Here is a 25,434-nt window from a genome sequence, read left to right as displayed (position 1 = left end):
CCCTTTGGGAGAGCTGTCGAACAAAGTGAGACTGAGAGGGCGAGGACGCTAACCGTGAAGCCATAAAAGCCATCTGCATTTTGCGTATGGCTTTTTATTTTATACCCTTTTTGAGGTAAACCCAATGGAACAGACTTTAATGGACAAGCTGACCATTCTGGCGGACAGCGCCAAATATGATGTAGCCTGCACCTCCAGCGGCGCATCCCGCACCGCGCGGGCAGGCATTCTTGGCAGCTGCTATGCGCCGGGCTGCTGCCACGCCTTTACCGCCGACGGCCGCTGTGTAAGCCTTTTAAAGGTTCTCATGACCAACTGCTGTGCCTTCGACTGCAGCTATTGCGTCAACCGTAAGTCCAACGATATCCCCCGTGCCACCTTCACGCCCCGGGAGCTGGCCGAGCTGACCGTGGAGTTTTACCGCCGCAACTACATTGAAGGGTTGTTCCTTTCCAGCGCGGTGCTGGGCACGCCGGACTACACCACCGAACGGATGCTGGCCGCCCTGCGGCTGCTGCGGGGCGAATACCGCTTTGGGGGCTACATCCACGCCAAGGCCATCCCCGGCACAAGCCCGGAACTGCTGCAGCAGCTGGGATATCTGGCCGACCGCCTGAGCGTGAATGTGGAGCTGCCCAGTGAGCAGAGCCTGAACCTGCTGGCCCCGGACAAAGGGCGGCACTCCATTTTCCGGCCCATGAAGCAGATCGCAGTTTCCGGCGCGCAGAGCAAACAGGAGCTGACCGTCTACCGCCATGCGCCAAAGTTTGCACCCGCCGGACAGAGCACCCAGATGATCGTGGGCGCTTCGCCGGAGACGGACTACCACATTTTAAAGCTCACTGAGGGCATGTACCAGAAGTACAGTCTGAAACGGGTGTTCTACTCCGCCTACATCCCGGTAGCCGAGGACACCCGCCTGCCTGCGCTGGACACCAAACCCCCGCTTTTGCGGGAGCACCGGCTGTATCAGGCTGACTGGCTGCTGCGGTTTTACCAGTTCAAGGCAGACGAAATTCTGGATGAAGCCAACCAGAGCTTCAATCCCTACCTCGACCCAAAATGCAACTGGGCCGTGCAGCACTACGGGCTTTTTCCGGTAGATGTGAACCGCGCGCCCTTTGAAATGCTGCTGCGTGTGCCGGGCATCGGCCCCAAAAGCGCCCGGCGCATCTGGCACGCGCGCAAGCTTTCCAGCCTTGGGCTGGACGAGCTGAAGCGCATGGGCGTGGTGCTCAAGCGGGCACAGTATTTCATCACCTGCAAGGGTTTTGCGGGTGCGCACCCGGGCCGCGGCACCGCCGGGCGGGAGCGCATCACGCAGGCGCTCATCGACCCCAACGTGTTCGGCGGCAGCTGCGAACAGCTCAGTCTGTTCACGCCGCCTGCGGTGGACGATCTGATCACGCAGGGCGTGGCACCGCGCGCAGCCATGCGCATGGTGCGGGAGGAGGCAGTGCAATGTCTGGCGAAGGCGCTGTAAATGTTCAAGTTCAGAAAGCCCGCAGGCTCCACGATGCGGATGTGGTCTATCTCTACGACAGCAGCTTTGAAGGCTTTCTGTGCTGCGTGTTCGAGAGCTTTGCCCAGCACGAGATCCCCTTTGCGGTGTGGACACCCCAGCGGGAAACTTCCACCCTGTACCCGGTCAAGGACATTCCCACCGACCACGCCAAGGCTCAGCGGGTGTTTGCCAGCTTTGGCAGAAAGCTTGGCCCCGAGACAGAGTATCTCGTCAGCCGGGATTTCCTCTCCGGGCGGGAGGACAAAGAGCTGCTGCTCATCCGCTTTCTGCATCTGGCCTTCGCCCTCGGCCCCGGCACCGTGAAGCGCACCGGCCACCCGGACGTGGCCCCGCTGTATGAGATGAAGAAAAGCCTTGACTGGGAAGTGGACAAGTTTCAGGGCTTTGTGCGGTTTGAGGAGCACGACGGGATGCTGGGTGCCGTCATCCACCCCAAAAACTACATCCTGCCGCTGCTGCGGCCCCACTTTTGCGGACGGTTCCCGGAAGAGAACTTTATGATCTACGATGCGGTGCATCAGGCTGTGCTGCTGCAGGAGGACCACAAGGCCCGGCTGCTGGAGCTGGCTGCACCGCTGGAGCTGCCGCCGCCCAGCGAGCGGGAGCAGCAGTTTCAGGCATTGTGGAAGCAGTTCTACCAAACGCTGGAGATCAAGGCCCGCCACAACGAAAAATGCCGCATGACCCACTGCCCCAAGCGCTTTTGGGCCGATATGGTGGAGATGAAAGATGAATTTTAACAAAAACGTTGCATCTGCGGCGTTGCAACCCCCAAAACCTATGGTATACTATAAGAGATATCCGGCAGGCCTTCTGCCGAACACTCCCGCACTGCTGCGGGGCAACACAAAAGGAGTATTGTAGCGTTATGGTTCGCATTACTATGGAAGACGGCGGCATCATCGATATCGAGCTGAACGAAGAAGCCGCTCCTATCACCTGTGAGAATTTTAAGAAGCTGGTCAGCGAGGGCTTTTACAACGGCCTGACCTTCCACCGCGTGATCCCCGGCTTTATGATTCAGGGCGGCTGCCCGCTGGGCAACGGCACCGGCGGCCCCGGCTGGAACATCAAGGGCGAGTTTGCTGCAAACGGCGTGAACAATCCGCTCAAGCACACCCGCGGCGTGATCAGCATGGCACGCGCCATGAACCCCAACAGCGCAGGCAGCCAGTTCTTCATCATGCATCAGGATGCACCTCATCTGGACGGCCAGTACGCTGCCTTTGGCAAGGTGGTTGCAGGCATGGATGTTGTGGATAAGATCGCAGCTGTCCGCACCGACTGGAACGATAAGCCCACCACCCCGGTCAAGATGAAGACTGTGGAGCTCATTGAGGGCTGATTTTTAAACCTAAAAAATCCCGACACCTTACGGTGCCGGGATTTTTGTTTTCGTTGATGCTTGTTTTTAGCAGCCTTCCTTTTCGGCCAGCTTGCGGCCCATGAGCACGCCCATGACCGAAGCCATCATCAGGCCGCGGGTCCAGCCGGAGGAGTCGCCCAGACAGTGCAGGCCCTTGATGTTGGTGTCAAGGTTCTCGTCCATCTTCACCTTGTTGGAGTAGAACTTCAGCTCCGGGCTGTACAGCAGGGTCTCGTTGGCGGCAAAGCCGGGCACCACCATATCCAGCATCTTGATGAACTCAATGATGTTGGTCATGGCGCGGTAGGGCATGGCGGCGGTAATGTCGCCTGCCACGGCATCCTTCAGGGTGGGCTTCACGTTGGACTGGGCCAACTCCTTCTGCCAGGTGCGCTTGCCGTCCAGAATGTCGCCGTAGCGCTGCACCATGATGTGGCCTGCGCCCAGCATGTTGGTCAGCTCGCCCACCTTCTGTGCGTAGGCAATGGGCTGGTTGAACGGCTCGGTAAAGTTGTGGGAGACCAGAATCGCAAGGTTGGTGTTCTCGCTCTTTTTCTCCTTGAAGCTGTGACCGTTGACCACGGCAAGATCGTTGTCGTAGTTTTCCTGCGCCACAAAGCCGCCGGGGTTCTGGCAGAAGGTGCGCACCTTGTTCTTCCAGGGCTTGGGGTAGCCGATAAGCTTGGACTCATACAGCACCTTGTTCACCTTTTCCATGACCTCGTTGCGGCACTCCACGCGCACACCGATGTCCACGGTGCCGGGCTTATGGGCGATGTGATGCTCGGCGCAGATCTTTTCCAGCCAGTCCGCACCGCGGCGGCCGGTGCCAATGACCACGGTATCCGCATACACAGGCCGGACCTGATCGCCGTCCTTCAGCAGCACGCCCTTGCACTCCTCGTTCTCAAGGATGATGTTCTCGCACTCGGTATTGAACAGCATCTCCACGCCGTTGTCGGCCAGATAGTTCTGGATGGCCAGATACAGCTGCTGCGCCTTCTCTGTGCCCAGATGGCGGATCGGGCAGTCCACCAGCTTCAGGCCGGCATGGATGGCGTTCTTGCGGATCTCCTTGATCTCCTCGCCGGTATAGATGCCCTCCACATGGGGGTCTGCGCCGAACTCAAGATAGATCTTGTCGGTGTAGTCGATCAGCTCCTGTGCAAACTCCTCTCCGATCAGGGCGGGCAGGTCGCCGCCCACCTCATAGGAGAGGCTCAGCTTGCCATCCGAGAAGGCACCTGCACCGGAAAAGCCGGTGGTGATGGCGCAGGTGGGGCGGCAGTTGACACAGTGGCCCACTTCGGCTTTGGGGCAGTGGCGCTTTTCCACGGGCTTGCCCTTTTCCACCAGCAGCATCTTCTTTTTGCTGCCGTGGCGCAGCAGCTCCACAGCGGTAAAAATGCCAGCCGGGCCGGCACCGACAATGATCAGATCATACTTTTCCATTTCTCTTTTATCCTTTGCTGTTTTGATTGCGAACTTCTTCCGTCAAACCCTTCGGGTTTGCCAGCTCCCTCATTGAGGGAGCCTTTGGCATTCCGGCAAACTTCCGCGGAAACGGAAAAGTCTCCGGTTTGGCCAGAGGCCCCATCCCAGAGGGGGCTGTCTGCGAAGCAGACTGGAGGAGTTTCCTTATTTCTCGTTCTCCTGTTCTACAGTGGCGCTCTCGTCCACCTCATCCAGCTCCACAGCGCTGGCTTCGGCATCGGTGCGGGTCACATCCGGGGCGACCACGCCGTCGCCGTTCAGGTCTTCACCGGTCAGGGACTCCAGCATGGACTGAGTCTCCGGGTGCAGCTTGGCAAAACGGCGCACGGCCAGCACCGTGTACAGGGCGCTGAGCAGGTTGATGGAACCCTCCACGATCAGGATGATGCCAATGGCCATGACCAGCGTTTCCATGGTGCCGAAGGGGTTCAGGATCATGATAACGCCCAGCACCACGCTGAGCACCGGCAGCAGCAGAAAGCTCTTCCAGCTGGAATAGCCGCAGCGGCGCAGGTCCAGTGCGTTCTGCACACGACTGATGCTGTCAAAGATCACGAACAGGCCGAACACGATGGGCAGGATACTCACCACGATGTCGCTGCGCAGGATCAGGAACGCACCCAATGCCAGACAGATGATGCCGGAGATCAGGGTGAGCTGGCTCTGGAACACACCGCGTTCCACCACAAAATAGCGGATGAGCTGCACCGCCGCGCAGGCCAGCACCACAGCGCCCAGCGCATAGCACACGATGTTCAGGGCCGTGGTGGGCTTCATGAGCAGAAAAACGCCCAGACCCAGATACAGCGCACTCATGAGCACCAGATTCCATTTGAGCTTTTTTACCATAGAGATCACGTTCCTTTCCTTTGCAGGGACAGTTTTTCACGCCCTCATTCGGCAGGGGAATACATGGGGGCAATGATGTTTTTGTTGATGCGGGCGTAGAAGCCAAGGCTCAGCAGGACACTGACGATCTCAGCGATGAGGAAGGCCCACCAGACATTGTTGACATTGCCGGTCTGTGCCAGCAGCCATGCGGCCGGCAGCAGCACGAACAGCTGACGGCAGACCGAAACAATCAGGCTGAACACACCGTTGCCCAGTGCCTGAAACACCGAGCTGAGCACGATGCTGGCACCCGCCAACAGGAAATGCAGGCAGATGATGCGCATGGCCGGGATGCCAATGTCCAGCATGGCATCACTGGCTGCAAAGATGCCCAGCACCTTATCCGGCGCGAACTGGAAGATGCAGAAACCAATGAGCATGATGCACTCGGCATAGCAGACTGCCAGCATGATGGTTTTTTTCACGCGGTCCGGTCTGCGGGCACCGTAGTTGTAGCTGATGATGGGCACCATGCCGTTATTCAAGCCAAAGATGGGCATGAACACGAAGCTCTGCAGCTTGAAGTACACACCGAACACCGCCACCGCCGTGGCCGAGAAGCTCATGAGGATCAGGTTCATGCCAAAGGTCATCAGGCTGCCCACGCACTGCATGGCAATGCTGGGCAGGCCCACCGTGTAGATGCGGCCAATGGCCTTTGCACTGGGGCGGAAGCCCTTGAAGCCGATCTGGATATCCGGGTTCCTGTTCAGGTTGAAGAACAGGGTCATGCCTGCGCCGCAGAACTGGCCGATGACCGTTGCCACAGCCGCACCGGTGGTACCACTGAGGGCCTCACCGCAGTAACCAAAGATGAAAATGGGGTCCAGAATGATGTTCACCACTGCACCCACCAGCTGACTGATCATGCTCAGGTAGGTGCGGCCGGTAGCGGCCAGCAGCTTTTCGCCCATGGTCTGGGTGAAAAGGCCCAGGCTGAAGATGCAGCACACCGAAAGATACTGGATGCCCTGCTGCGCAATAGCCGCATCACTGGTCTGTGCATAGAAATAGGGCTTCATGCAGGTAAGGCCAATGACGAGGAACACCACGAAGCTGCACAGTGAAAGAAAGATGCCGTTTTTCGCCGTGGCATTGGCGCGGCTCTGGTTCTTTTCGCCCAGACTCTTGGACAGCATGGCGTTCACGCCTACGCCGGTGCCCACGCCCACAGCGATCATCACATTCTGCAGCGAGAAGGCGAGGGACACAGCGGTGAGGGCGCTTTCACTCACATGGGACACGAACACCGAGTCCACCACGTTGTAAAGCGCCTGCACCAGCATGGAGATCATCATGGGCACGCTCAGCTTGACCAGCAGAGGGTTGATCTCCATGGTGCCCATAATGTTTTCCCGCGTTTGGGCGGGAGAGGTTTGGGGTTGCTTTGTTTCCACGTTTGCTCCTTTTTACATTGGGATTCAGGTGATATGGCAAGGCCGCTGCCGAATAACTCCTTCCGTCATCGCTGCGCGATGCCACCGCTCCCCTTTTTGTCACCTGCGTGACATCTTCCCCCGGCCGGGGGAAGTCTTTCTCAATGAGGGAGGCATTGGCAAAATCAGAAACTTCATTATACTGCCAAAGGCTCCCTCTCCGAGGGAGCTGGCACGGCGGGAGCCGTGACTGAAGGAGTAAAACAGTCGCCGTTGCCCGAAACGTGGGCAGGGTGCAAAAGCACCCTACCCACGAATCATCGTTGTTTTATTTTGAAGTGCCCGGGCGGTCAGCCAAGGTTCTTCTCCTTGGCGGCGGCTGCGTCCAGGATCATCTTCACGCAGGTCTCGCGGCCCAGAGCAGCGTTGATGGCCAGATCATAGTTGTGGGCATCACCCCAGCGGTTCTGGGTGTAGTAGTTGTAGTAGGCAGAACGGTTGCGGTCGGTCTTTTCCACCTCGTCCTTGATGCCCTTTTCGTCCTTGGCCTTGACCAGAGGATTGGTCTTTGCGTATTCCAGCCGCCACTCCTTGGGGGCGTACACGAACACGCGCAGCACATCCTTGCGCTCACGCAGCACATAGTCGCCGCAGCGGCCCAGGATCACGCAGGGGCCTTCCTCGGCCAGCTGCTTGATGATGCGGCTCTGAAGAATGAACACCTGATCGCCCAGCGGCAGCTCATTGCCCATGGTGTACAGACTGTACAGCAGGCTGTGAGTATGCCGTTTTTCACTGGCGGCAACAGCTTCTTCCGAAAGACCGGAGTGCTTTGCTGCCATGGTGATCAGCTCTTTGTCGTAAAGCTTGATGCCCAGCGCATTTGCCACATCTTCAGCGATGTAGCGGCCGCCCGTGCAGTATTCACGTCCCAAAGTGATGATCGTCTTTGCCATAATGTGTTCCTCCTATGTCTTGATCTATAGCCCAAAGGCTTTGGGTCGGGCCGGTCATTCCGCCGGCTTTTCCTGTGCCTGGGAAACAGGTTGCTCCGGCGTGGGGCGCGGCTTTGGCAGCCGCACCTCCGCCACGCGCATGGCACCGGTCTGGTCCACTGCATACACGCTGCAGCGGCAGCCTGCGGCCATGATCTTTTCCGGGAAGCGGATGCCGCCCTCCGGCGTGCGCTCCATCCGGCAGAAGCTGCGGTGGGCGGTGGTGGCGTGGGCCACACCGTCGTGGCACGCACAGGCCACCCAGCCGGAAAAGCCCTCCGGCAGCGGGTCCTTCACGCCGCGCTGCTCAAAATAGTAAACGTCTGCCGTCTCGCCGGGCACCAGCTCGCAGCGCATTCGCAGCGGACGGTTGGCGGCAACATCGCGGGGTTTTGCCCGCAGGGCGATGGCGCGCCCGGTAAAGTAACGCATAAAGTCCACCAGCGCCATGGTGCAGTTCACTGCGCCGTTGGAATCTGCGGTGGGGTCGTTCAGCAGCACATAATCTGCCATTACGGCATCGTCGTGGCCAAAGCCGCGCAGGCCCATCCAGACCCGCACCGGGTCCCGCTGGCCGCGGATGCGCCGCTCCACCTGCACTGCCACACAGCAGTCATCGTGGATCTGGGCACGCAGGTCGGCAAGGTCCATCCATGCCTGCCAGCAGGGGTAGCCGCAGCAGCCGGCGGCAGCAGCCGCAAAGGCCGCATTGGCGGTGGTGCTGTGGGCCATGTCCTCCATCACATAGGCCACTTCTTCGGGCAGGACATCCTCGCCCCAGCAGTTCATCAGTGCCGCCATGACCAGCGGCAGATCCATGGTGCGGCCAAAGCTGGGATCGTGGGCGGAAAGGCAGTATTCCGGCAGATAGAGCTGCCGGTTCAGCGGGTGGCCGTTGTGCTTTTCCCACGCCAGCGGCCGCACTGCCGCGGCCAGCAGGCGCACTGCGGGCGAGACCTTGTCATCGTTGGTGGAAAGGTTCACCTGCAGCTGCACGCCGGTGCCGCCGCCGGGCGTTGCCACGGTCACGGTATCGCCCATGAGGAAGATCATGCCGTCGTCACTCTGGGAATTGCAGCTGCAGCGGGGGTAGCCCGGCGCCCACTTGCCAAAGCTCATCCAGCCGGTCCAGTTTCCTCCGGCATATACCCGGCAGCGCACCTCCACCATGGTGTTGTGGGGCGCAAAGGCGTTCCAGCTGACATTCAGGTTGCAGAAGGCCGGCATGGCAAATTCCGGCGTGGTGTAGCTGCCGTATTGCAGGCAGCGGCCCGCCACGCTGTCCAGCACCAGTGCACCGCCGTCCAGTGCCACATTGTCCAGCTGCCCGCGGGAGAAGGTCTCGGTGCCCTGCAAAACCAGATTATTCCGTTGTTCCATGGAGCACCCCTCCTTTGCGGAAGTTCAAATTTACTCTTCGGTGTCGTCGGTTCTTTCGCCGTAATCCTCTTGGAGGGCGGCTTCCAGCTCGGCATCCTTCATTTTGCGGATGCTCTCCTCAATGTGGAACACCTTTTCAATATCGCCGTAGATGATCTGGCAGGATACTTCGGTCACGAACCAGAAGCCGAAGATCAGCATGAGCAGCAGGCCCAGCGGCATGCACAGGATCACCACGCCCCAGAACAGGATCTGCACGATGGCCGCCGCCAGTGCGTGGGGCAGGAACGCGATCATGCAGTTGATGCTGTTTTTCACGGTCAGGCTGAAGGGCTGATCCAGCAGCACCACCTGCGGCCACATGTAGGCGAACAGCATCTGGAAGATGAGCAGGTTCAGCACCGTGGCCACCCACAGCGGCACGCCCACATTGGTGCCCTTGCTCAGCATATTGAAGCAGAAATACACAAGGAAGATCTGCGCCGTGACCACCACACAGTAGAAGATGCCCGGCGCAATGCTGGCCTTGAAGTTGCGCTTGAAGGCACGGCGATAGGTCACCCACCAGTAACCGGCTTCGTCACGCAGGGCACGCAGCACGGTATCGTACATGCCGGCCAGCGCAGGCCCGGCCAGAATGCCGCCTACCACCGCGCTTGCCAGCATGACAGGCAGGCTGTTTGCCAGAAAGCCGATGTACACCAGACAGATCACCGGCAGAAAGCCGATGCAGGCCAGCAGGTTTGCAAGGAACATGCCGTTCATATCACGGCCCACAAGCTCAAAAAAACGGCCCACGCCGGTCTTGCGGGGAGCATCCTTTTCAACGCCCTTACCGGCCTTGAAGTCATTTGCGGAAGGAAATAAACCCATGTTCGTATGGTACCTCTCTCTTCATCCATTGGGCCGGCAGAAAGCATTTCGTGCAGAAAGTGCCATTGTGCTGGCTTTACAACTATAAATATACCCGCATTTTGTCAATTTTGCAAGACCGCAGATCCTCCGATTTGTAAAAAAAGTGTTATTTCTCCCCTTTTTACAAAAAGTGTGATACAATGACAATGGCATATTTTGCCGGAGGGAGGAAAACGCAATGAGCATTTTTCGCACGATTGCGATGTTTATCTACTTATTTGGTTATATGATCGTCCATTATGGCGTGCTGCGCCGGGCGGAACGCGCTCTAGCTGCAGGCGACATGCAGCTGGTGGAAGAACTTGTCAACAAGCATATCCCGCACTGGAGCCGGGGCATTTTAAAGGTGACCGGCGTTTTCCTGAGCGTGGAGGGCCTTGAGAATATCCCCAAAGATACGGCCTGCGTGTTCGTGGGCAACCACCGCAGCTACTACGACATCCCGCTTTTGCTGGCCAGTCTGGATAAGCCCCACGGCATCCTTGCCAAGGAAGAGCTGGAAAAGATCCCGCTGCTGAACCGCTGGATGAAGCTGCTGGGCTGCGTGTTCGTGCAGCGCGACGACCTGCGGGCATCCGTGCGCGCCCTGAACGACGCCACTGCCATTGTGGAGAGCGGCAAGAGCTTCGTCATTTTCCCGGAGGGCACCCGCTACAAAGGGGAAGAGGGCGGTGCCGGTGAGTTCAAGGCCGGTGCATTCCGCATTGCCGTCAAGACCGGCGCACCGGTGGTTCCGGTGGCCATTACCGGTGCACGTGCCCTGTTCGAGAACAATGGCAACCTGTGCCATCCGGGCAGCGTGCATATCAAGGTGCTGCCGCCCATCCGGACTGCAGGCATGAGCAAGGCCGAGCAGAAGCAGCTGCCGGACGCTGTGCGTCAGGCCATTCTGGCACAGCTGTAAATCAGAACTTGGAGGGAACTGCCCCATGGCAAGCTACCGTTACGAACGCGATATCGACCCCAAAGACCTCCAGCCCCGCAAACAGCGCCAGTACACCCGCAAGGAACGCTGGGCCAACTGGTGGGATTATAACCTCAAGTGGGTCATCATCATCGGCATCATCGTGGTGTTCTTCGGCTACAACTTCATCGGGCAGTATTTCTTTACCGTCCATGCAGACTATAACGTGGCCGTTGTGGCACCCCACTACCTGCCGGAAGCCACCCAGACCGCCCTGCAGGACGCCCTTGCCGCCTACGGCGAAGACCGGAACGGTGACGGCAAGGTGGTGGTAAAGCTGAACCTCTACACCATGGACTTTGGCAACGAGGACTCGGACGCCTACCTTGACATGGCAGGCACCACCAAACTTTCCACCGACATTCAGGGCGCGCTGAGTTCCATCTTCATCCTGTACGACCCCGCAGGCTTCCAGAAGACCACCGGCACCCTGCGCTACCTCGACGGCAGCCTGCCGCAGTCCGACGCAGACAGTGACTGGTGGAACATGGTCTACCGCTGGACCGACTGCCCGGTGCTGGCGGGCCTTGATCTGGGCGATTACGCTTCTGATGCTGTGCAGAGCGAAAGCGGCTCCAGTCAGGAGCTGATGAGCCGGTACTATATCGGCATCCGCGGCGCATGGAACAAGGACTCCGCCGACCTGCTTGAGGGCGGCGAAGAACTGTGGAACAAGCTGACCGCCGGGGCTGTTTCTACCGCCACTGCAGAGGGCTGAGCCATGCGGTTCCGGGTAAAGCGCGGCGGGCCTGCCGCCGGGTTCACATTTGACCGCACAGCAAAGCCGGTGCAAAGGCCAGAGCCGGAAAAGCCGGTCTCCCTTGCACAGGCGCTGGATAATCCCTATGGGAGATATTACGGCAAAGCCCGCAGCAGGGAAGAGCTGCTGAAAAACAGATAATATGCAAATAGAACTCCCCCAGTCGCCTTCGGCGACAGCCCCCTCGGGGATGGGGCCCTTGGCAGAGCCGGAAACTTTTCCGCTTTGTCAGCGGCTCCCTCTTTGAGGGAGCTGGCAAACCCGCAAGGGTTTGACTGAGGGAGTTCGTTTTCTATTTTGTTCTTTTTACACATATCTGATTTGAAATATTCTCCCCTTTGAAACGCCGGAGGTTTTGTTGTTTCTCCGTCCCAGTTATGGTATACTTACTGGGTATCTATTATCTTGATGGTATTTATCATACATGCAAAAGGATGTGAACCCATGGACGCACTGGAACAGGCACGCGCCGAGATCGACACGGTGGATGCCCAGCTGGCTGCGCTGTTTGAGCGGCGGATGGCTGCTGTGCTGCAGGTGGCCGAATACAAAAGAGCCCATGGCCTGCCCGTTTACGATGCCGCCCGCGAGACGGCAGTGCTGGAAAAGGCTGCGGCCCGCATTCAGGACCCGGCCCTGCGGCCCTACTATAAAGACCACGTGCAGAACCTGATGGACGTGGCAAAGCAGTACGAAGCCGTGGTGCTGGGCCAAAACCGCGCCGCCTATCAGGGCGTGGAGGGCGCTTTTGCTCACATTGCCCTCCGGGCGCTGTTCCCCCACGCCGAGGCTGTGAGCTATCCCACCTGGGACGAGGTGTTTGACGCGGTGGAACGCGGCGATGCTGCCCGGGGCGTCGTTCCCTTTGAGAACAGCCATGCGGGCGATGTTTCTGCCGTGCTGGATCTGTGCTACAATCACCCGGCGCTGTGGGTGGTGGATGTGTACGATCTGCCCATCTCCCAGAACCTGCTGGTGCTGCCGGGCACAAAGCTCGACCAGATCAAAAGCGTCTACAGCCACCAGCAGGCCATCGCCCAGAGCGAGACCTTTTTAAGGCAGTTCGGCCTGCCCGCCACCGCCATGGCCAACACCGCCATGGCCGCAAAGTTCGTGGCCGAAAGCGGCGACTCCTCCAAAGCGGCCATTGCAAGCGTGGAGACGGCGGCACTGTACGGGCTGGAGGTGCTGGTGCCCAGCATCAACACCGACGGCGACAACACCACCCGCTTTATCGTGCTCAGCCGCGAAAAGCCTACCGGCGGCAACCGGTTCTCGCTGCTGTTCACGGTGGACAACAAACCCGGCAAGCTGGGCGAGGTGATCCAGATCATCGGTGCCAGCGGCTTCAATATGGAGTCCATCAAGAGTCGGCCCATGCCTCATGTGCCGTTTGAATATTATTTTTACGTGGAGCTGGTGGGTGACCCCACCGCCGACGAGACCGCCGCGCTGCTGCGTGAGCTTGACCGCACCTGCCGTACCGTGCGGCTGTTAGGAGTGTATACCAAATGAGTGAATTTATCGGAACCAAGCTGACCATGAATCTGGGCGAGCGCAGCTATGACATCATCGTCAAGAGCGGCTCGCTGGAAAACCTGTACCAGTTCGCCCGGCTGGACCGCCGTGTGGCCGTTGTGACCGACAGTGGTGTGCCCGCACAGTACGCCCAGATGGTGGCCGACCAGTGCAAGGATGCCCACATCATCACGGTGCCGCAGGGCGAAGCCAGCAAGAGCTTTAAAATTCTGGAATCCGTCCTCAAGCAGATGCTGGAATTCGGCATGGGCCGCGGTGATCTGGTGATCGCCGTAGGCGGCGGCGTGGTGGGCGATCTGGCCGGTTTTGCCGCTTCCATCTACATGCGGGGCATCGACTTCATCAACTGCCCCACCACCACCCTTTCCATGATCGATTCCTCCATCGGCGGCAAGACCGCCGTGGATCTGGGCGATACCAAAAACATCGTGGGCGCCTTCTGGCAGCCCAAGCTGGTCATCGTGGACCCGGACACCCTTGCCACTCTACCCCGCCGTCACTTCATCAACGGTCTGGCAGAAGCCGTCAAGGCAAGCCTGCTGGCAGACCCCGAGCTGTTCGCGATCTTTGAAAATGGCGACGTGGATGCCCAGATCGGCGAGATCATCTGCCGCAGCCTGCGGTTCAAGAAGAACATCGTGGAGCAGGACGAGACTGAGCAGGGCATGCGCAAGGCCCTGAACTTCGGCCACACTATCGGCCACGGCATCGAGGCCGTCAAGGGCATCAAGGGCCGCCGCACCGTGGGCCTTTACCACGGCGAGTGCGTGGCGCTGGGCATGCTGCCCATGATCGAATCCAAGGCACTGCAGAAGCGGGTGCGCGCGGTGTACCGCCGCCTTGGTCTGCCCACCCGCACTACTTACGATAAGGAAAAGGTGCTGGCTGAAATGCTGCACGACAAAAAGGCACAGAGCGGCCAGATCACCATTATCAAGGTGCCGGGTCTGGGCTGCTGGCGCGCCGAGACCATCCCGGTGGAGGGCCTGCGTCCCCTGCTGGGCATTGAGGAGTAAGCCATGAAAAATACATTCGGCAGCGACCTTTCGCTGACCATTTTCGGCGAGAGCCACGGCCGCGCCATCGGCGCGGTGCTGGACGGCATGGCCGCAGGCCTGCCGGTGGACGAGACTTTTCTTGCCGCCTGCATGGACAAGCGCCGCGCCCGGGGCGACGGCCTGTCCACTCCCCGGGTGGAAGCGGATGCCGTGCAGCTGCTGTCCGGCGTGGTGAACGGCCGCACCACCGGCACCGCCATTGCCCTGATGATCGAAAACACCAACACCCGCAGCGGCGATTACGCCAAGACCGCAGACCTTCTGCGCCCCGGCCATGCAGACTACACCGCCTACGCCAAGTACCACGGCTTTCAGGATGCGCGTGGCGGCGGGCACTTCTCCGGCCGGGTGACGGCCGCCCTTGTGGCGGGCGGTGCCATTGTGCTGAGCGCACTGCGCCGTGCGGGCATCGACATCACCACCCATATCGCAGAGTGCGCTGGCATTGCGGACACCCGCTTTGCACAGGATGATGCCGCACAGCTCTCTGCTCAGGTGGAAGCCCTTGCCAGCAAGCCCGAGGGCTTTGCGGTGCTGGATGAAACCGTAGAAGAACCCATGAAAGCCGCCATCCGTGCCGCCGGTGCGGAGGGCGACAGCGTGGGCGGGATGCTGGAAACCGCCATCCTCGGCCTGCCGGCAGGCATCGGTGAGCCCTATTTTGACAGCGTGGAAAGCGAGATCGCACATCTGGTGTTCTCCGTCCCCGCCGTCAAGGGCATTGAGTTCGGCACCGGCTTCGGCTTTGCCGGGATGCGCGGCTCCGAAGCAAACGATGCCTTCCGCATGACGCCGGAGGGAGCAGTCGTCACTGCCACCAACCACAATGCGGGCATCAACGGCGGCATCGCCAACGGGATGCCGGTGGTGTTCCGCACCGTGGTCAAACCCACACCCAGCATCTACAAGCAGCAGGATACAGTAGACTATCTTGCCAAAAAGGACGCACAGCTGTCCATTCAGGGCCGTCACGACCCCTGCATCGTGCCCAGAGCCGCCATCGTGCAGACCTGCGCCGCCGCACTGGCTGTGGGCGACCTGCTCACGGCACGCTACGGCGAGGCTTGGATGACCCACCCCACCAGCTTCCGGAAGGAGGACGAGTAAAATGGAATACGGACTCATCGGCGCAAAACTCGGCCACTCCTACTCCAAGATCATCCACGAGATGCTCTGCGGCTACCACTACGACCTGTGCCCTCTGCCCACCGAGGAAGAGGCCCGGGCCTTTCTGGCAAAGCGGCAGTTCAAGGCCATCAATGTGACCATCCCCTATAAAAAGCTGGTGATGGAATACTGCTCCTACATCGACCCGCGGGCCAAGGCCATCGGGGCGGTGAACACGGTGGTGAACAAAAACGGCCTGCTCTACGGCTATAACACCGATTATATGGGCTTTGCCCACCTGTGCGACGCCCACGGCGTGAGCTTTGCAGGCAAAACGGTGGTTATTCTGGGCACCGGCGGCACCCACAACACCACCAGCGCTGTGGCCCGGGACAAGGGCGCGGCAAAGGTGCTCACCGTCAGCCGCCATCCGGACCCGGAAAAGGGCGAACTGAGCTATGCAGAGGCCGTTTCCAGCGGGGCGCAGATCGTGATCAACACCACCCCGGCGGGCATGTACCCCAATGTAGGCGTGTACAATCTGGACGTTGCCGCCATGCCGGACCTCGAGGCTGTAGTGGATGTGGTGTACAACCCCGACAAGACCGAGCTCATCCTCCGCGCCGAGGAAGCGGGCGTGCCGGTGGCTGTGGGCGGCCTTGAAATGCTGGTGGCGCAGGCGGTGTATGCCGCAGAATATTTTCTGGACCGCAAGTTTGAGGATGCGCCGGTTGAAATTCGGCGCATCACTGCCGCACTGCGCCGGGATATGCTGAACATTGCCCTGATCGGGATGCCCTCTTCCGGCAAGACCACCCTCGGCAGGATGCTGGCAAAGAGCCTTGGCCGTACCTTTGTGGATCTGGATGAGGAGATCGTAAAGACCGATGGCCGCAGCATCCCGGATATCTTTGCAGCCGAGGGCGAGGACGGCTTCCGCACAAAGGAAACTGCCGAAACACAGCGCTTTGGCAAAGAGGGCCGACAGCTCATTTCCTGCGGCGGCGGCATTGTAAAAAAGCCGGAGAATCTGCGTGCTCTGCACCAGAACGGTGTCATTCTGTTCATCGACCGGCCGGTGGATGCGTTGGCCGTGGGCGGCGGCAGGCCGCTTTCTTCCAGTATGGACGCCCTGCGCCAGATGGAAGCACAGCGCCGTCCGCTGTATCTGGCAGCGGCAGATGCCGTCATTCCCAACAACGGCACGCTGGACGATGCCCTGCATGCCGCCATGGAGGCACTGGATGAAATTTTTGATTCTTAACGGCCCGAACCTCAACATCATGCGCTGGTCGGAGCCGGGCGTACCCGGTGAGCTGGATTATAACGCCATCATGGACTATGTGCAGGCAGGCTGCGAACAGCTGGGCATCGAGACCGACTGCTGCCAAACGAACCACGAGGGCGACCTTGTGGACGAAATCCAGGCCGCAGCGGGCCGGGTGGACGGCATCGTGCTGAACCCCGGGGCCTACGCCCACTACAGCGTGGCCATTCTGGATGCGCTGCGCCTGTGCGGCGTACCCGCCGTGGAAGTGATGCTGCACGCCCCGGACGAGCGGGAGCCTTTCCGCAAGACGGACGTGGTGTCCTTTGGCTGTCAGGGCCACTTCATCGGCGAAGGCCCGCAGGGCTACCTGCACGCCTGCATTTATCTGGCCCAGCTGCTGCGCACCGACGGCTCCAGCAAGGCGCATATCGTGATGTAAAAACGAAAGGAAATTATCACCATGATCATCTCCACCAAAAAAGGGACTCCGAAGGACGAACTGGAAAAGATCGTTGACAAATTCGAGAAGCAGGGTCTGGACGTGACCCTGATCACCGGAAAGGACTACAACGTGTTCGGTCTTGTGGGCGACACCACCAAGATCGACGAACGCGACGTGCTGGCAAACCCGTGGATCGACAACGTTACCCGCGTGTCCGCGCCCTATAAGCGTGCAAACCGCCTGTTCCACCCGGCAGATTCCGTGATCGACTGCGGCGGCGTGAAGATCGGCGGCAAGGAAAAGATCGCCGTCATGGCAGGCCCCTGCAGCATCGAGGGTGCAGAGCAGGCTCTGCGCATTGCACAGGGCGTCAAGGCCGGCGGTGCCACCCTGTTCCGCGGCGGTGCCTACAAGCCCCGCACCTCTCCCTACTCCTTCCAGGGCCTTGAGACCGAGGGCATTCTGGATATGGTAAAGGCCCGCGAGGCCACCGGCATGCCCATCGTCTCCGAGCTGATGAGCGAGGACCGCATCCCCGAGTTTGAGGAGTACGTGGACGTGGTGCAGATCGGTGCCCGCAACATGCAGAACTTCCAGCTGCTCAAGGCCGTTGGCAAGATGCACAAGCCCGTGCTGCTCAAGCGCGGCCTGTGCAACACCATTGAGGAGTGGATCATGAGCGCCGAGTATATCATGGCCGGCGGCAACGAGCAGGTCATTCTGTGCGAGCGCGGCATCCGTACCTTCGAGAAGTACACCCGCAACACCCTCGATCTCTCTGCAGTGCCCATCATCCACGAAAAGACCCACCTGCCCATCATCGTGGACCCCAGCCACGCCACCGGCAAGGCCAATCTGGTCGAGCCTATGATGATCGCTGCCGTGGCCGCCGGTGCCGACGGTCTGGAAGTGGAGGTCCACTACGACCCGCAGCACGCATGGAGCGACGGCGCACAGTGCCTGACCCCGGATTCCTTCGCACAGGCCATGGCAAAGTGCCGTCAGGTGGCATGGGCCATTGGCCGGGATATGTAACGGCCTATGCTGGTAACGATTCAGAACGCGCGTCCCGTGGGCGGCACTATCACCGCACCTCCCAGCAAGAGCATGGCCCACCGTGCTGTGCTCTGTGCGGCACTGGCCGAGGGCCGCAGCCACATCACCAATCTGGAATTCAGCAAGGACATCTCCGCCACCCTGGGCGCAGCGGCACAGCTATGCGCCCGTGTGCGCACCGGCGCAGACGATGCTGTGGTGGAAGGGCTGGGGCATTTTGTGCCCCTTGCCGCGCCGGTGGACTGCTGCGAGAGCGGCAGCACCCTGCGCTTTCTCATCCCCATCGCCAGCCTGACCGGACAGGCAGTTTCCTTCACCGGCCGCGGGCGGCTGATGGAGCGGCCTCAGTCGGTGTATGAAGCTCTGTACCGGGAGCAGGGCCTGCGGTTTGAGCAGAGCGCTGCCGGGCTGACCGTGGAAGGAGCACTGACCCCCGGCGAATACCGCCTTGCAGGCAATGTATCCAGCCAGTTCATCAGCGGGCTGCTGTTTGCTCTGCCGCTGCTTTCCGGCAACAGCACGCTGCACCTCATCCCGCCGGTGGAGAGCCGCAGCTACATCGATATGACCCGCTCTGTGCAGGCAGCCTTCGGTGTGCAGAGCCATTGGCTGGACGAAAACACTCTTGCCATCCCGGGCGGGCAGCACTATCACCCCTGCGATTACACCGTGGAGGGCGATTACAGTCAGGCCGCGTTCCCGGCGGTGCTGGGTGCAGTGTGCGGCGGCGTGACCATCACCGGCCTTGCCCCGGAAACGCTGCAGGGCGATGCCGCCATTCTGGATATCCTGCGCCGCTGCGGCGCAAAGTTCACCCAAACAGAAGCGGGCATCCCCTTTACAAAGTCACCGCTGCACGGGGTGGACATCGACCTTGCGGACTGCCCGGACCTTGGCCCTGTGCTCATGGTGCTGGGCCTGCTGTGCGAAGGCACTACAGTCATCCGCAACGCAGAGCGTTTACGCCTGAAGGAGAGTGACCGCATCGCTGCCATGGAGGCCGAGCTGCGTGCCTGCGGCGGCGTGCTGGAAAGCGAGGGCGGCACCATTACGGTGCACGGCTGCGCGAACAGGCTGCACGCTCCGGCGGGTGTTCTGCATGGGCACAATGACCACCGTGTGGTCATGAGCCTTGCGGTGCTGGCCCTGAGTACGGGCATCCCCCTGACCGTGGACGATGCCGAAGCCATTACAAAAAGCTGGCCGAATTTCTTTGAAGCCATCAAGCCCTTGGGCGCGGAGGTGGAATATGCTTGATAAAACAAAACGTTATCTCGTGGTGGGTCTTGGCCTGCTGGGCGGCAAATACGCGCTGGAACTGACGAAAGCTGGTTTCCATGTGGACGGCATCAACCGCAGCGAGGGGCATTTGCAGTACGCGCTAGAGCACGGCTATATCGCCAGCGGCAAGACCCACGATTTTGAGGACCTTGTGAGCAGCGCCGACCACATCATCTTTGGTCTGTACCCCACGGCCCTCATCGAGTGGTTCCACACCTACGGCCATCTGCTCAAGCCCGGCTGCATCTTTACCGATGTTTCCGGCGTAAAGACCGGCCTTGTGGAGCCGGTGCAGGCCATGTGCCCGGCGGGCGTGGAGTTCATTGCCAGCCACCCGATGGCAGGCCGTGAGACTTCCAGCGTGGAGCACGCCGCCGAGGTGAACTTTGCCCCGGCCAACTTCATCATCACCCCCACGGAAAAGAACACGCCAGAGGCCATTCAGTGGGCAAAGGACCTGGCCGAAGTGCTGGGCTTCCACCACATCTGCACCCTGACGGTGCAGGAACACGACAAGATGATCGGCTATGTGAGCCAGCTGTGCCATGCCATCGCCGTGAGCCTGATGTGCGCCAACGATAACTCTTCGCTGTGCGAGTACACCGGCGACTCCTTCCGTGATCTGACCCGCATTGCACGCATCAACGATAAAATGTGGGCAGAGCTGTTTTTGTGGAATAAGGAAAACCTCATCAGCGAGATCGACCAGTTCGATGCTGCGCTGCAGCAGATGCGCGCTGCCCTTGTGGCCGACGACCGGAACAAGCTGGAAGAGATGTTCCGTCTTTCCACCCAGCGTCGCGCGGCGTTCGACAAAAAACTGCCCGAATAAACCGGAGGTGCTCCCATGCCCAAGCAGGAAGGCCAGAAATCCAAGCTTTTGACCCTTTTGCGTATTCTGGAACAAAAGACCGACGAAGAACACCTGCTCAATGTACCGCAGCTGGTAGAGCTGCTGGAACAGCAGGACATTCTTGCCGAGCGCAAAAGCATCTACAGCGATATCGACACCCTGCGCAGTCTGGGGTATGACATCCAGCTGCGGCGCGGGCGCGGCGGCGGCTACTGGCTGGCCAGCCGCACCTTTGAGCTTTCTGAGCTGAAGCTGCTGGTGGATGCCGTACAGGCCAGCAAGGTTGTGTCGGCACGCACCAGCAGTAAACTCATCCATAAACTGGAAGCCCTCTGCTCCGACTACGAGGGCACCCAGCTGCAGCGTCAGGTGTATGTGGACGGCCGCCCCAAAAGCGACAGCCACACCCTGCTTTACAGCATCGATGCGCTGCACAGCGCCATCAATGCGGGCAGAATGGTGCGGTTCCGCTACAAGGACGGCGGCACCCGCACCGTCAGCCCGTGGCAGCTGGCATGGGAAAACGGCTGCTACTACCTTATCGCTTATCAGGACGAGAAAGAGCCTGCGGGCATCCGCAACTACCGCGTGGACCGCATGTCTTCCGTGACGGTGCTGGGCGATGCCCGCCGGGGCAAGGCCGAGTTCCGCCAGTTCGACCTGCCCGCCTATCTGCGCAAGCACTTCAACATGTTCGGCGGGCCGGAGTACCGGGTCACCCTGCGCTGCACCGCCGACCTGGAAAGCGCCATGCGCGACCGCTTTGGCAAAACGCCGCTGTTCGTGCCGGAGGAAGACGGTGCATATTTTCACTTTGATGTGCCGGTATGCGTCAGCCCCCAGTTCTACGGCTGGGTGTGCGGCTTTGGCGGCAAGGTGGAAGTAACGGCTCCCGCCGAGGTGCGGCAGGGCCTGCGGGAAATAGCCAAAAAATTAGCGGAGATGCATCAATAGCTAAAAAAAAAACGGCTCCTGCCCATTGGGTAGGAGCCGTTCTCATATATGGAAGTTATTCTTCAAATTCCAGATCGCTGGGCAAAATCAGGTCCAGCTCGGCGGCAGGTTCTGCCACAAGGCGGCGGCTCTGGTGGAAAATGGCCTTTTCCAGCGTGTTGCGGGCAAGACGGCCGTTGCCGGCGGTGCGGCTGTCCAGCGCCTGACGGCGCTTGTAGTAGCCCAAAAGCGGGAAGGTACAGCCCTCGGCAAGGCGGTAGCCCTTGCCCTTTGCCAGCACGTTGGTGATGTCCAGCAGCTCGTCTGCCGTGTAGTCCGGGAACTCGATCTTGTTGGGGAAGCGGCTGGCAAGACCGCTGTTGGCGGTAAGGAACACCTCCATCTCCCGGGTGTAGCCCGCCAGAACGACCACCAGCTCGTCCCGGTGGTCCTCCATGCCCTTCACAAGGGTGTCGATGGCTTCGAGCCCAAAGCTGTCCTGCTCGCCGCGGTAGAGGCTGTAGGCTTCATCGATAAACAGCACGCCGCCCAGCGCACTCTCGATGACGCTGTTTGTCAGCGGGGCGGTGTGGCCGGTGTAGCGGCCCACAAGGTCGGCACGGGTCACTTCCACCAGCTGGCCGCCCTTCAGCGCGCCGATGGCCTTGAGGTACTTTGCCACCAGCCGGGCAATGGTGGTCTTGCCGGTGCCCGGGTTGCCGGTGAAGATCATGTGCATGGAAAGGCTGGCAGTCTTGAAGCCTGCCGCCGCGCGGCGCTGCTGCACCTGCAGGTTATCCGCCAGACCGAACACATACTCCTTGACCGCCCCAAGGCCCACAAGGCCGTCAAGCTCTGCGCGGACCGCTTCTGCGGCCCCCGTGTACTCGGCGGGCAGCAGGGCAGACAGCTCCTGCTCGGGCTGGTCGTTCAGGCTGAACCACACACCCTCCGGCTTTGCGGTCAGGGTGACGGTGCCGGTAAGCTTTGCATCCGTCTGCAGGCAGTATTCGCTCAGGGCGCGGAACATTTTATCGCAGCATTCCGCAAGGCCCGCTGCGCCCTTTTCTTTGGTGCACCGGGCTGCAACATAGTCCCGCACATCGGCCCCGGCAGAGAGGGTCAGCCCAAGGCGTGCGCTCACCTTCTGGGCCAGCGCATTCAGCTGCTGCGCCGCCAGCGCTGCAAGGTCCTCGCGGGCAAAGGCGCTGGTGGCGCACACATCGCCCACCGCCGCCACAAAGGGCGCACCGAACTTATCTGCCAGCGCGTCCCGGCCCTTGCGGGAAAAGAAGATGAGGTACTTGCCGCAGGGCGTGATACTGCTCACCGCGCCCGGTGCCAGCGCCGTGCCTGCATCTACAAGGATGCCCTCCTTGTTCACCAGATACCGGCTGGAAAGCGGTGCGCTGCCCTTCACAGCAAGGTCTGCAAGAGTCTTGAGGAAAGCCGCATGGCAGCTTTCGTAGTGCTCAAAGATCACGATCTCCCCGGGGGCGTGCAGGGCCGCATACAGATCCTGCAAAAACAGCTTTTCCGCACCGGAATTGGGGTAGAGGGCAAGGTCCACCACCGCGGTTTTGTCGCTCTGCAAAAGGCCCCGCGCCGCCATGATGCGGGCGGTCTCTTCCAGCGCAAAGTGCCGTCCGGTGCCTGCACCTCCGCAGATCAGGATCACATTGCGTGCCGCCGGGCGCTCAGTGCCCAGCACAAAGGGCCGGCGCATGGCGCGCACCACGCTGTCCACAAAGGCATCCTGCCCGAGAACGGTCTTTTTCACCTCGGCGGCAAGGCCCTCAAAGCTGCCAAGGTGCTCTGCGGTCACATCGGCAGTGCCCTTGGCAAGCAGGCCGTCCGCTTCCATATCCCGCAGCATCTGGCGGCTGTCCTCCAGAGCAGACTGCACCGCAGTGTCCTGCGTTTTCAGCTGGGCGTTCTGTTTTTTGAGCAGGGCATCCAACTGCTTCTGGTTTTCCAGCAGGGCAGCATTCAGGTCCGGCACTGCGGGCGCTTTGGCCTTTGGCGTTTTGCTTTCCGGCTGAGCCGTGCCGCCAAAGCGCGGTTTTCCCCCTGCGCCGAACACACCGTTCATAAGGTTTTCCCAATCGTCGGTATATGCCATGGTTTGCCCTCCGTTTTTGTCGTTTTCTTCCAGTATAGTGTACCCGGACAGGTTTTGCAATTCCCCCTTGAAAAATCCACACCGGTTGTTTACACTTACTGTATGGAAAATAAGAAGAAGGAATGAAGGAAACCATGAGTGCCAGAACCCCTGCTGAACTGAAAGAACTGTTCGAGAGCGACACCTTTGCCCGGGACACCACCTGCACCGGGCCGCTGGGGCCGGAGTATACCCTTTCCGGCACGCGGCTGCGTCTGTGGACACCTACAGCTCAGAGCGTGTGTGTGAACCTTTACCGCAAGGGCAATGGCGGCGTGTGCATGGGCACCCTGCCGCTGGAACGCGGGCCGCAGGGCGTGTGGAGCATCTATCTGCCCGGCGACCAGCACGGCCGTTATTACACCTTTACGGTGACGGTGGACGGCGTGAGCCGCGAGACCGGCGACCCTTACGCCCGCGCTGCCGGTGTGAACGGCACCCGCAGCATGATCGTAGATCTTGCCCGCACCGCCCCCTCCGGGTGGGAGCGGGATGTGCGTCCGGTCATCCCGCCGGAGCAGCGCGCGGTGTGGGAGGTGAGCGTGCGCGACTTCTCGCAGGACGCTGCCAGCGGCGTGCGCCCGGCATGGCGGGGCAAGTTCATGGCCTTTACCCAGCAGGGCACCACCCTGCACGGGGACGGCATCCACCCCACCTGCCTGAACTATCTCCGGCGTCTGGGCGTGAAGTATGTGCAGCTGCTGCCCATTTTCGACTTTGGCAGCGTGGACGAGGCAAAGCCGCTGCTGCGGCAGTACAACTGGGGCTATGACCCCACCAACTACAATGTGCCCGAAGGCAGCTATTCCACCGACCCCACCCGCGGCGAGGTGCGCATCCGGGAGTGCAGGGAAATGATCGCAGCCCTGCACGCGGCGGGCATCGGCGTGGTGATGGATGTGGTGTATAACCACATGTACCGCAATGCGAACCCGCTGAACGACACCGTGCCCTGCTACTTTTTTCGCCAGAACGAGGACGGCAGCTTTTCCAACGGCAGCGGCTGCGGCAATGAATTTGCCAGCGAGCGGCCCATGGCCCGGCGGTATATGATCGATTCCATCCTCTACTGGGCGCAGGAATACCACATCGACGGCTTCCGGTTCGACCTGATGGGCCTGTACGACGTGGAGACCATCAACGCGGTGCGCGCCGCGCTGGATGCGCTGCCCGGTGGGCGGGATATCCTGATGTACGGCGAACCGTGGCAGGGCGGCGGCAGCCAGCTGCACCGGTACGAGGCCAACAAGGCGAATCTTGCCATGCTGAACGATCGCATCGGCATCTTCTGCGACGACACCCGCGACACCATCAAAGGCGGCTGCTTCAACGCCCGGGAGCCGGGCTATGTGGAGGGCAGGCCCGACAGCTTCTGGGACATCGGCGGCGCGGTGGCGGCATGGTGCCGCAGTGACCGTCTGCCGCCCCACGCGCCCAGCCAGATCGTGAGCTATGTTTCCGCCCACGACAACTTCACCCTGTGGGACAAGCTGCTGCTGGTGCGGTACGAAAAGCCGGAGTTCACAGCGGCAGACAGCACAGCCCTTGCCCAGAACCGGCTGGCGGCGGGCATTTACCTGACCAGCTTCGGCCTGCCTTTCCTGCAGGCGGGCGAGGAGTTTGCCCGCACCAAAAAAGGGAAGGAAAACAGCTACCGCTCTTCGCCTGCGCTGAACCGGCTGGACTGGGAGCGGGCCGAAAAATATCATGCACTGGTGGACTACTACCGCGGCCTGCTGGCTCTGCGGGCAAGGTTTCCGCGGCTTTCCAGCACCGACCCCCACGCGCCGGATGCCCTGTACTTTTTCTCACTGGAGCAGCCGCTGGTGGGCTGGCAGCTGCCCGCCCAGTGGGACGACGGCGCAGCATGGCAGGCGCTGTGCGTGTTCTATAACCCCACCGAGATCAGCAAGGCCGTGCCGCTGCCGGTTGGACGCTGGCAGATGCTGAGCGACGGCATCTCGTCCAGCCTGTGGCGCGGCCCGGCAAGAGTGTATGAGCACGAGGCCGTGCTGATGCCTTACAGTGCCGCCATCTTTGGACAGATATAAAAACAGGAGCGGATGGA

23 protein-coding genes are annotated in these 25,434 nt (G+C 60.6%); 16 read left to right on the top strand and 7 right to left on the bottom strand.

Annotated features, from left to right (window positions below; genetic code table 11):
• The first annotated feature begins 124 nt into the window (after window positions 1-124).
• From MTP41_RS09490 to MTP41_RS09480, 3 genes are all read left to right on the top strand, one after another.
• Window positions 125-1,483, top strand: a complete 1,359-nt coding sequence (locus MTP41_RS09490) for a putative DNA modification/repair radical SAM protein (protein ID WP_044953876.1) — start codon at window positions 125-127, stop codon at window positions 1,481-1,483.
• A complete protein-coding gene (locus MTP41_RS09485; protein ID WP_005943494.1) occupies window positions 1,462-2,265 on the top strand; it encodes a TIGR03915 family putative DNA repair protein in 804 nt (267 codons plus the stop codon). The genes MTP41_RS09490 and MTP41_RS09485 overlap by 22 nt, the downstream gene beginning before the upstream one ends.
• Before the next feature lie 128 nt (window positions 2,266-2,393).
• Window positions 2,394-2,870, top strand: coding sequence for a peptidylprolyl isomerase (locus MTP41_RS09480; protein ID WP_005943496.1), 477 nt, complete (start codon window positions 2,394-2,396; stop codon window positions 2,868-2,870).
• Window positions 2,871-2,936: 66 nt separating this feature from the next.
• Here the strand turns inward: MTP41_RS09480 and MTP41_RS09475 are convergent, their stop codons facing one another.
• The 6 genes from MTP41_RS09475 to MTP41_RS09450 form a co-directional block, all read right to left on the bottom strand.
• Complete coding sequence (locus MTP41_RS09475) at window positions 2,937-4,343, bottom strand: NAD(P)/FAD-dependent oxidoreductase (RefSeq protein ID WP_005943497.1); 1,407 nt, start codon at window positions 4,341-4,343, stop codon at window positions 2,937-2,939.
• 186 nt (window positions 4,344-4,529) lie between these two features.
• The gene (locus MTP41_RS09470; RefSeq protein ID WP_097774646.1) at window positions 4,530-5,234 is read right to left on the bottom strand and encodes an HdeD family acid-resistance protein; all 705 of its coding nucleotides are present in this window, start codon (window positions 5,232-5,234) and stop codon (window positions 4,530-4,532) included.
• Between the two features lie 44 nt (window positions 5,235-5,278).
• Window positions 5,279-6,673 (bottom strand): MATE family efflux transporter, encoded by a 1,395-nt coding sequence (locus MTP41_RS09465; RefSeq protein ID WP_097776951.1) that lies wholly within the window; start codon window positions 6,671-6,673, stop codon window positions 5,279-5,281.
• Between the two features lie 329 nt (window positions 6,674-7,002).
• On the bottom strand, window positions 7,003-7,608 hold the full coding sequence (locus MTP41_RS09460; protein WP_097774644.1) for a cytidylate kinase-like family protein: 606 nt from the start codon (window positions 7,606-7,608) through the stop codon (window positions 7,003-7,005).
• A gap of 54 nt (window positions 7,609-7,662) precedes the next feature.
• On the bottom strand, window positions 7,663-9,027 hold the full coding sequence (locus MTP41_RS09455; RefSeq protein WP_005943502.1) for a hypothetical protein: 1,365 nt from the start codon (window positions 9,025-9,027) through the stop codon (window positions 7,663-7,665).
• Between the two features lie 30 nt (window positions 9,028-9,057).
• The gene (locus MTP41_RS09450; protein WP_097781200.1) at window positions 9,058-9,900 is read right to left on the bottom strand and encodes a DUF624 domain-containing protein; all 843 of its coding nucleotides are present in this window, start codon (window positions 9,898-9,900) and stop codon (window positions 9,058-9,060) included.
• A 220-nt stretch (window positions 9,901-10,120) separates the two neighbouring features.
• Here MTP41_RS09450 and MTP41_RS09445 point away from each other — a divergent pair, with 220 nt between their 5' ends.
• The 12 genes from MTP41_RS09445 (at window position 10,121) to MTP41_RS09390 (ending at window position 21,226) form a co-directional block, all read left to right on the top strand.
• Window positions 10,121-10,846: a lysophospholipid acyltransferase family protein gene (locus MTP41_RS09445; protein WP_154260572.1), complete on the top strand. Its 726-nt coding sequence runs from the start codon at window positions 10,121-10,123 to the stop codon at window positions 10,844-10,846.
• Between the two features lie 25 nt (window positions 10,847-10,871).
• A complete protein-coding gene (locus MTP41_RS09440; RefSeq protein WP_249235400.1) occupies window positions 10,872-11,624 on the top strand; it encodes a hypothetical protein in 753 nt (250 codons plus the stop codon).
• A gap of 3 nt (window positions 11,625-11,627) precedes the next feature.
• Entirely contained in the window at window positions 11,628-11,807 is a 180-nt protein-coding gene (locus tag MTP41_RS09435; protein ID WP_005943509.1) for a hypothetical protein, read from the top strand.
• Between the two features lie 303 nt (window positions 11,808-12,110).
• On the top strand, window positions 12,111-13,181 hold the full coding sequence (locus tag MTP41_RS09430; protein ID WP_120020030.1) for a bifunctional chorismate mutase/prephenate dehydratase: 1,071 nt from the start codon (window positions 12,111-12,113) through the stop codon (window positions 13,179-13,181).
• Entirely contained in the window at window positions 13,178-14,221 is a 1,044-nt protein-coding gene (gene aroB, locus MTP41_RS09425) for a 3-dehydroquinate synthase (RefSeq protein ID WP_097774639.1), read from the top strand. The genes MTP41_RS09430 and aroB overlap by 4 nt, the downstream gene beginning before the upstream one ends.
• 3 nt (window positions 14,222-14,224) lie before the next feature.
• The gene (gene aroC, locus MTP41_RS09420; RefSeq protein WP_097781198.1) at window positions 14,225-15,370 is read left to right on the top strand and encodes a chorismate synthase; all 1,146 of its coding nucleotides are present in this window, start codon (window positions 14,225-14,227) and stop codon (window positions 15,368-15,370) included.
• A gap of 1 nt (window position 15,371) precedes the next feature.
• Window positions 15,372-16,634, top strand: a complete 1,263-nt coding sequence (locus MTP41_RS09415) for a shikimate kinase (protein WP_249235399.1) — start codon at window positions 15,372-15,374, stop codon at window positions 16,632-16,634.
• Window positions 16,615-17,079, top strand: a complete 465-nt coding sequence (locus MTP41_RS09410) for a type II 3-dehydroquinate dehydratase (protein WP_005943518.1) — start codon at window positions 16,615-16,617, stop codon at window positions 17,077-17,079. Before MTP41_RS09415 ends, MTP41_RS09410 begins: the two co-directional genes overlap by 20 nt.
• A gap of 21 nt (window positions 17,080-17,100) precedes the next feature.
• The gene (aroF, locus tag MTP41_RS09405) at window positions 17,101-18,117 is read left to right on the top strand and encodes a 3-deoxy-7-phosphoheptulonate synthase (RefSeq protein ID WP_097781196.1); all 1,017 of its coding nucleotides are present in this window, start codon (window positions 17,101-17,103) and stop codon (window positions 18,115-18,117) included.
• 6 nt (window positions 18,118-18,123) lie between these two features.
• Window positions 18,124-19,395: a 3-phosphoshikimate 1-carboxyvinyltransferase gene (aroA, locus tag MTP41_RS09400; RefSeq protein ID WP_249235398.1), complete on the top strand. Its 1,272-nt coding sequence runs from the start codon at window positions 18,124-18,126 to the stop codon at window positions 19,393-19,395.
• Complete coding sequence (locus tag MTP41_RS09395; RefSeq protein ID WP_249235397.1) at window positions 19,388-20,251, top strand: prephenate dehydrogenase; 864 nt, start codon at window positions 19,388-19,390, stop codon at window positions 20,249-20,251. The genes aroA and MTP41_RS09395 overlap by 8 nt, the downstream gene beginning before the upstream one ends.
• A gap of 15 nt (window positions 20,252-20,266) precedes the next feature.
• Window positions 20,267-21,226, top strand: a complete 960-nt coding sequence (locus tag MTP41_RS09390; protein ID WP_097776940.1) for a helix-turn-helix transcriptional regulator — start codon at window positions 20,267-20,269, stop codon at window positions 21,224-21,226.
• Between the two features lie 55 nt (window positions 21,227-21,281).
• Here MTP41_RS09390 and MTP41_RS09385 read toward each other — a convergent pair whose 3' ends face one another.
• A complete protein-coding gene (locus tag MTP41_RS09385) occupies window positions 21,282-23,327 on the bottom strand; it encodes an AAA family ATPase (protein WP_249235396.1) in 2,046 nt (681 codons plus the stop codon).
• Window positions 23,328-23,461: 134 nt separating this feature from the next.
• Between MTP41_RS09385 and pulA the strand changes: the two genes are divergently transcribed.
• Window positions 23,462-25,417 (top strand): type I pullulanase, encoded by a 1,956-nt coding sequence (pulA, locus tag MTP41_RS09380; RefSeq protein WP_249235395.1) that lies wholly within the window; start codon window positions 23,462-23,464, stop codon window positions 25,415-25,417.
• Window positions 25,418-25,434 lie beyond the last annotated feature (17 nt).

The sequence above is a fragment of the Faecalibacterium sp. I4-3-84 genome, from assembly GCF_023347255.1.
GTDB classification, from domain to species: Bacteria; Bacillota; Clostridia; order Oscillospirales; family Ruminococcaceae; genus Faecalibacterium; species Faecalibacterium taiwanense.
The sequence above is the reverse complement of the archived record's forward strand: the minus strand, read 5'-3'. Positions and strand labels throughout refer to the sequence as shown.

What these genes read in the sequence shown, in the direction of transcription:
- MTP41_RS09490 (WP_044953876.1), top strand. Translation starts at nt 125, where the DNA reads ATGGAACAGACTTTAATGGACAAGCTGACCATTCTGGCGGACAGCGCC.
- MTP41_RS09485 (WP_005943494.1), top strand. Translation starts at nt 1,462, where the DNA reads ATGTCTGGCGAAGGCGCTGTAAATGTTCAAGTTCAGAAAGCCCGCAGG.
- MTP41_RS09480 (WP_005943496.1), top strand. Translation starts at nt 2,394, where the DNA reads ATGGTTCGCATTACTATGGAAGACGGCGGCATCATCGATATCGAGCTG.
- MTP41_RS09475 (WP_005943497.1), bottom strand. Translation starts at nt 4,343, where the DNA reads ATGGAAAAGTATGATCTGATCATTGTCGGTGCCGGCCCGGCTGGCATT.
- MTP41_RS09470 (WP_097774646.1), bottom strand. Translation starts at nt 5,234, where the DNA reads ATGGTAAAAAAGCTCAAATGGAATCTGGTGCTCATGAGTGCGCTGTAT.
- MTP41_RS09460 (WP_097774644.1), bottom strand. Translation starts at nt 7,608, where the DNA reads ATGGCAAAGACGATCATCACTTTGGGACGTGAATACTGCACGGGCGGC.
- MTP41_RS09455 (WP_005943502.1), bottom strand. Translation starts at nt 9,027, where the DNA reads ATGGAACAACGGAATAATCTGGTTTTGCAGGGCACCGAGACCTTCTCC.
- MTP41_RS09450 (WP_097781200.1), bottom strand. Translation starts at nt 9,900, where the DNA reads ATGGGTTTATTTCCTTCCGCAAATGACTTCAAGGCCGGTAAGGGCGTT.
- MTP41_RS09445 (WP_154260572.1), top strand. Translation starts at nt 10,121, where the DNA reads ATGAGCATTTTTCGCACGATTGCGATGTTTATCTACTTATTTGGTTAT.
- MTP41_RS09440 (WP_249235400.1), top strand. Translation starts at nt 10,872, where the DNA reads ATGGCAAGCTACCGTTACGAACGCGATATCGACCCCAAAGACCTCCAG.
- MTP41_RS09435 (WP_005943509.1), top strand. Translation starts at nt 11,628, where the DNA reads ATGCGGTTCCGGGTAAAGCGCGGCGGGCCTGCCGCCGGGTTCACATTT.
- MTP41_RS09430 (WP_120020030.1), top strand. Translation starts at nt 12,111, where the DNA reads ATGGACGCACTGGAACAGGCACGCGCCGAGATCGACACGGTGGATGCC.
- aroB (WP_097774639.1), top strand. Translation starts at nt 13,178, where the DNA reads ATGAGTGAATTTATCGGAACCAAGCTGACCATGAATCTGGGCGAGCGC.
- aroC (WP_097781198.1), top strand. Translation starts at nt 14,225, where the DNA reads ATGAAAAATACATTCGGCAGCGACCTTTCGCTGACCATTTTCGGCGAG.
- MTP41_RS09415 (WP_249235399.1), top strand. Translation starts at nt 15,372, where the DNA reads ATGGAATACGGACTCATCGGCGCAAAACTCGGCCACTCCTACTCCAAG.
- MTP41_RS09410 (WP_005943518.1), top strand. Translation starts at nt 16,615, where the DNA reads ATGAAATTTTTGATTCTTAACGGCCCGAACCTCAACATCATGCGCTGG.
- aroF (WP_097781196.1), top strand. Translation starts at nt 17,101, where the DNA reads ATGATCATCTCCACCAAAAAAGGGACTCCGAAGGACGAACTGGAAAAG.
- aroA (WP_249235398.1), top strand. Translation starts at nt 18,124, where the DNA reads ATGCTGGTAACGATTCAGAACGCGCGTCCCGTGGGCGGCACTATCACC.
- MTP41_RS09395 (WP_249235397.1), top strand. Translation starts at nt 19,388, where the DNA reads ATGCTTGATAAAACAAAACGTTATCTCGTGGTGGGTCTTGGCCTGCTG.
- MTP41_RS09390 (WP_097776940.1), top strand. Translation starts at nt 20,267, where the DNA reads ATGCCCAAGCAGGAAGGCCAGAAATCCAAGCTTTTGACCCTTTTGCGT.
- MTP41_RS09385 (WP_249235396.1), bottom strand. Translation starts at nt 23,327, where the DNA reads ATGGCATATACCGACGATTGGGAAAACCTTATGAACGGTGTGTTCGGC.
- pulA (WP_249235395.1), top strand. Translation starts at nt 23,462, where the DNA reads ATGAGTGCCAGAACCCCTGCTGAACTGAAAGAACTGTTCGAGAGCGAC.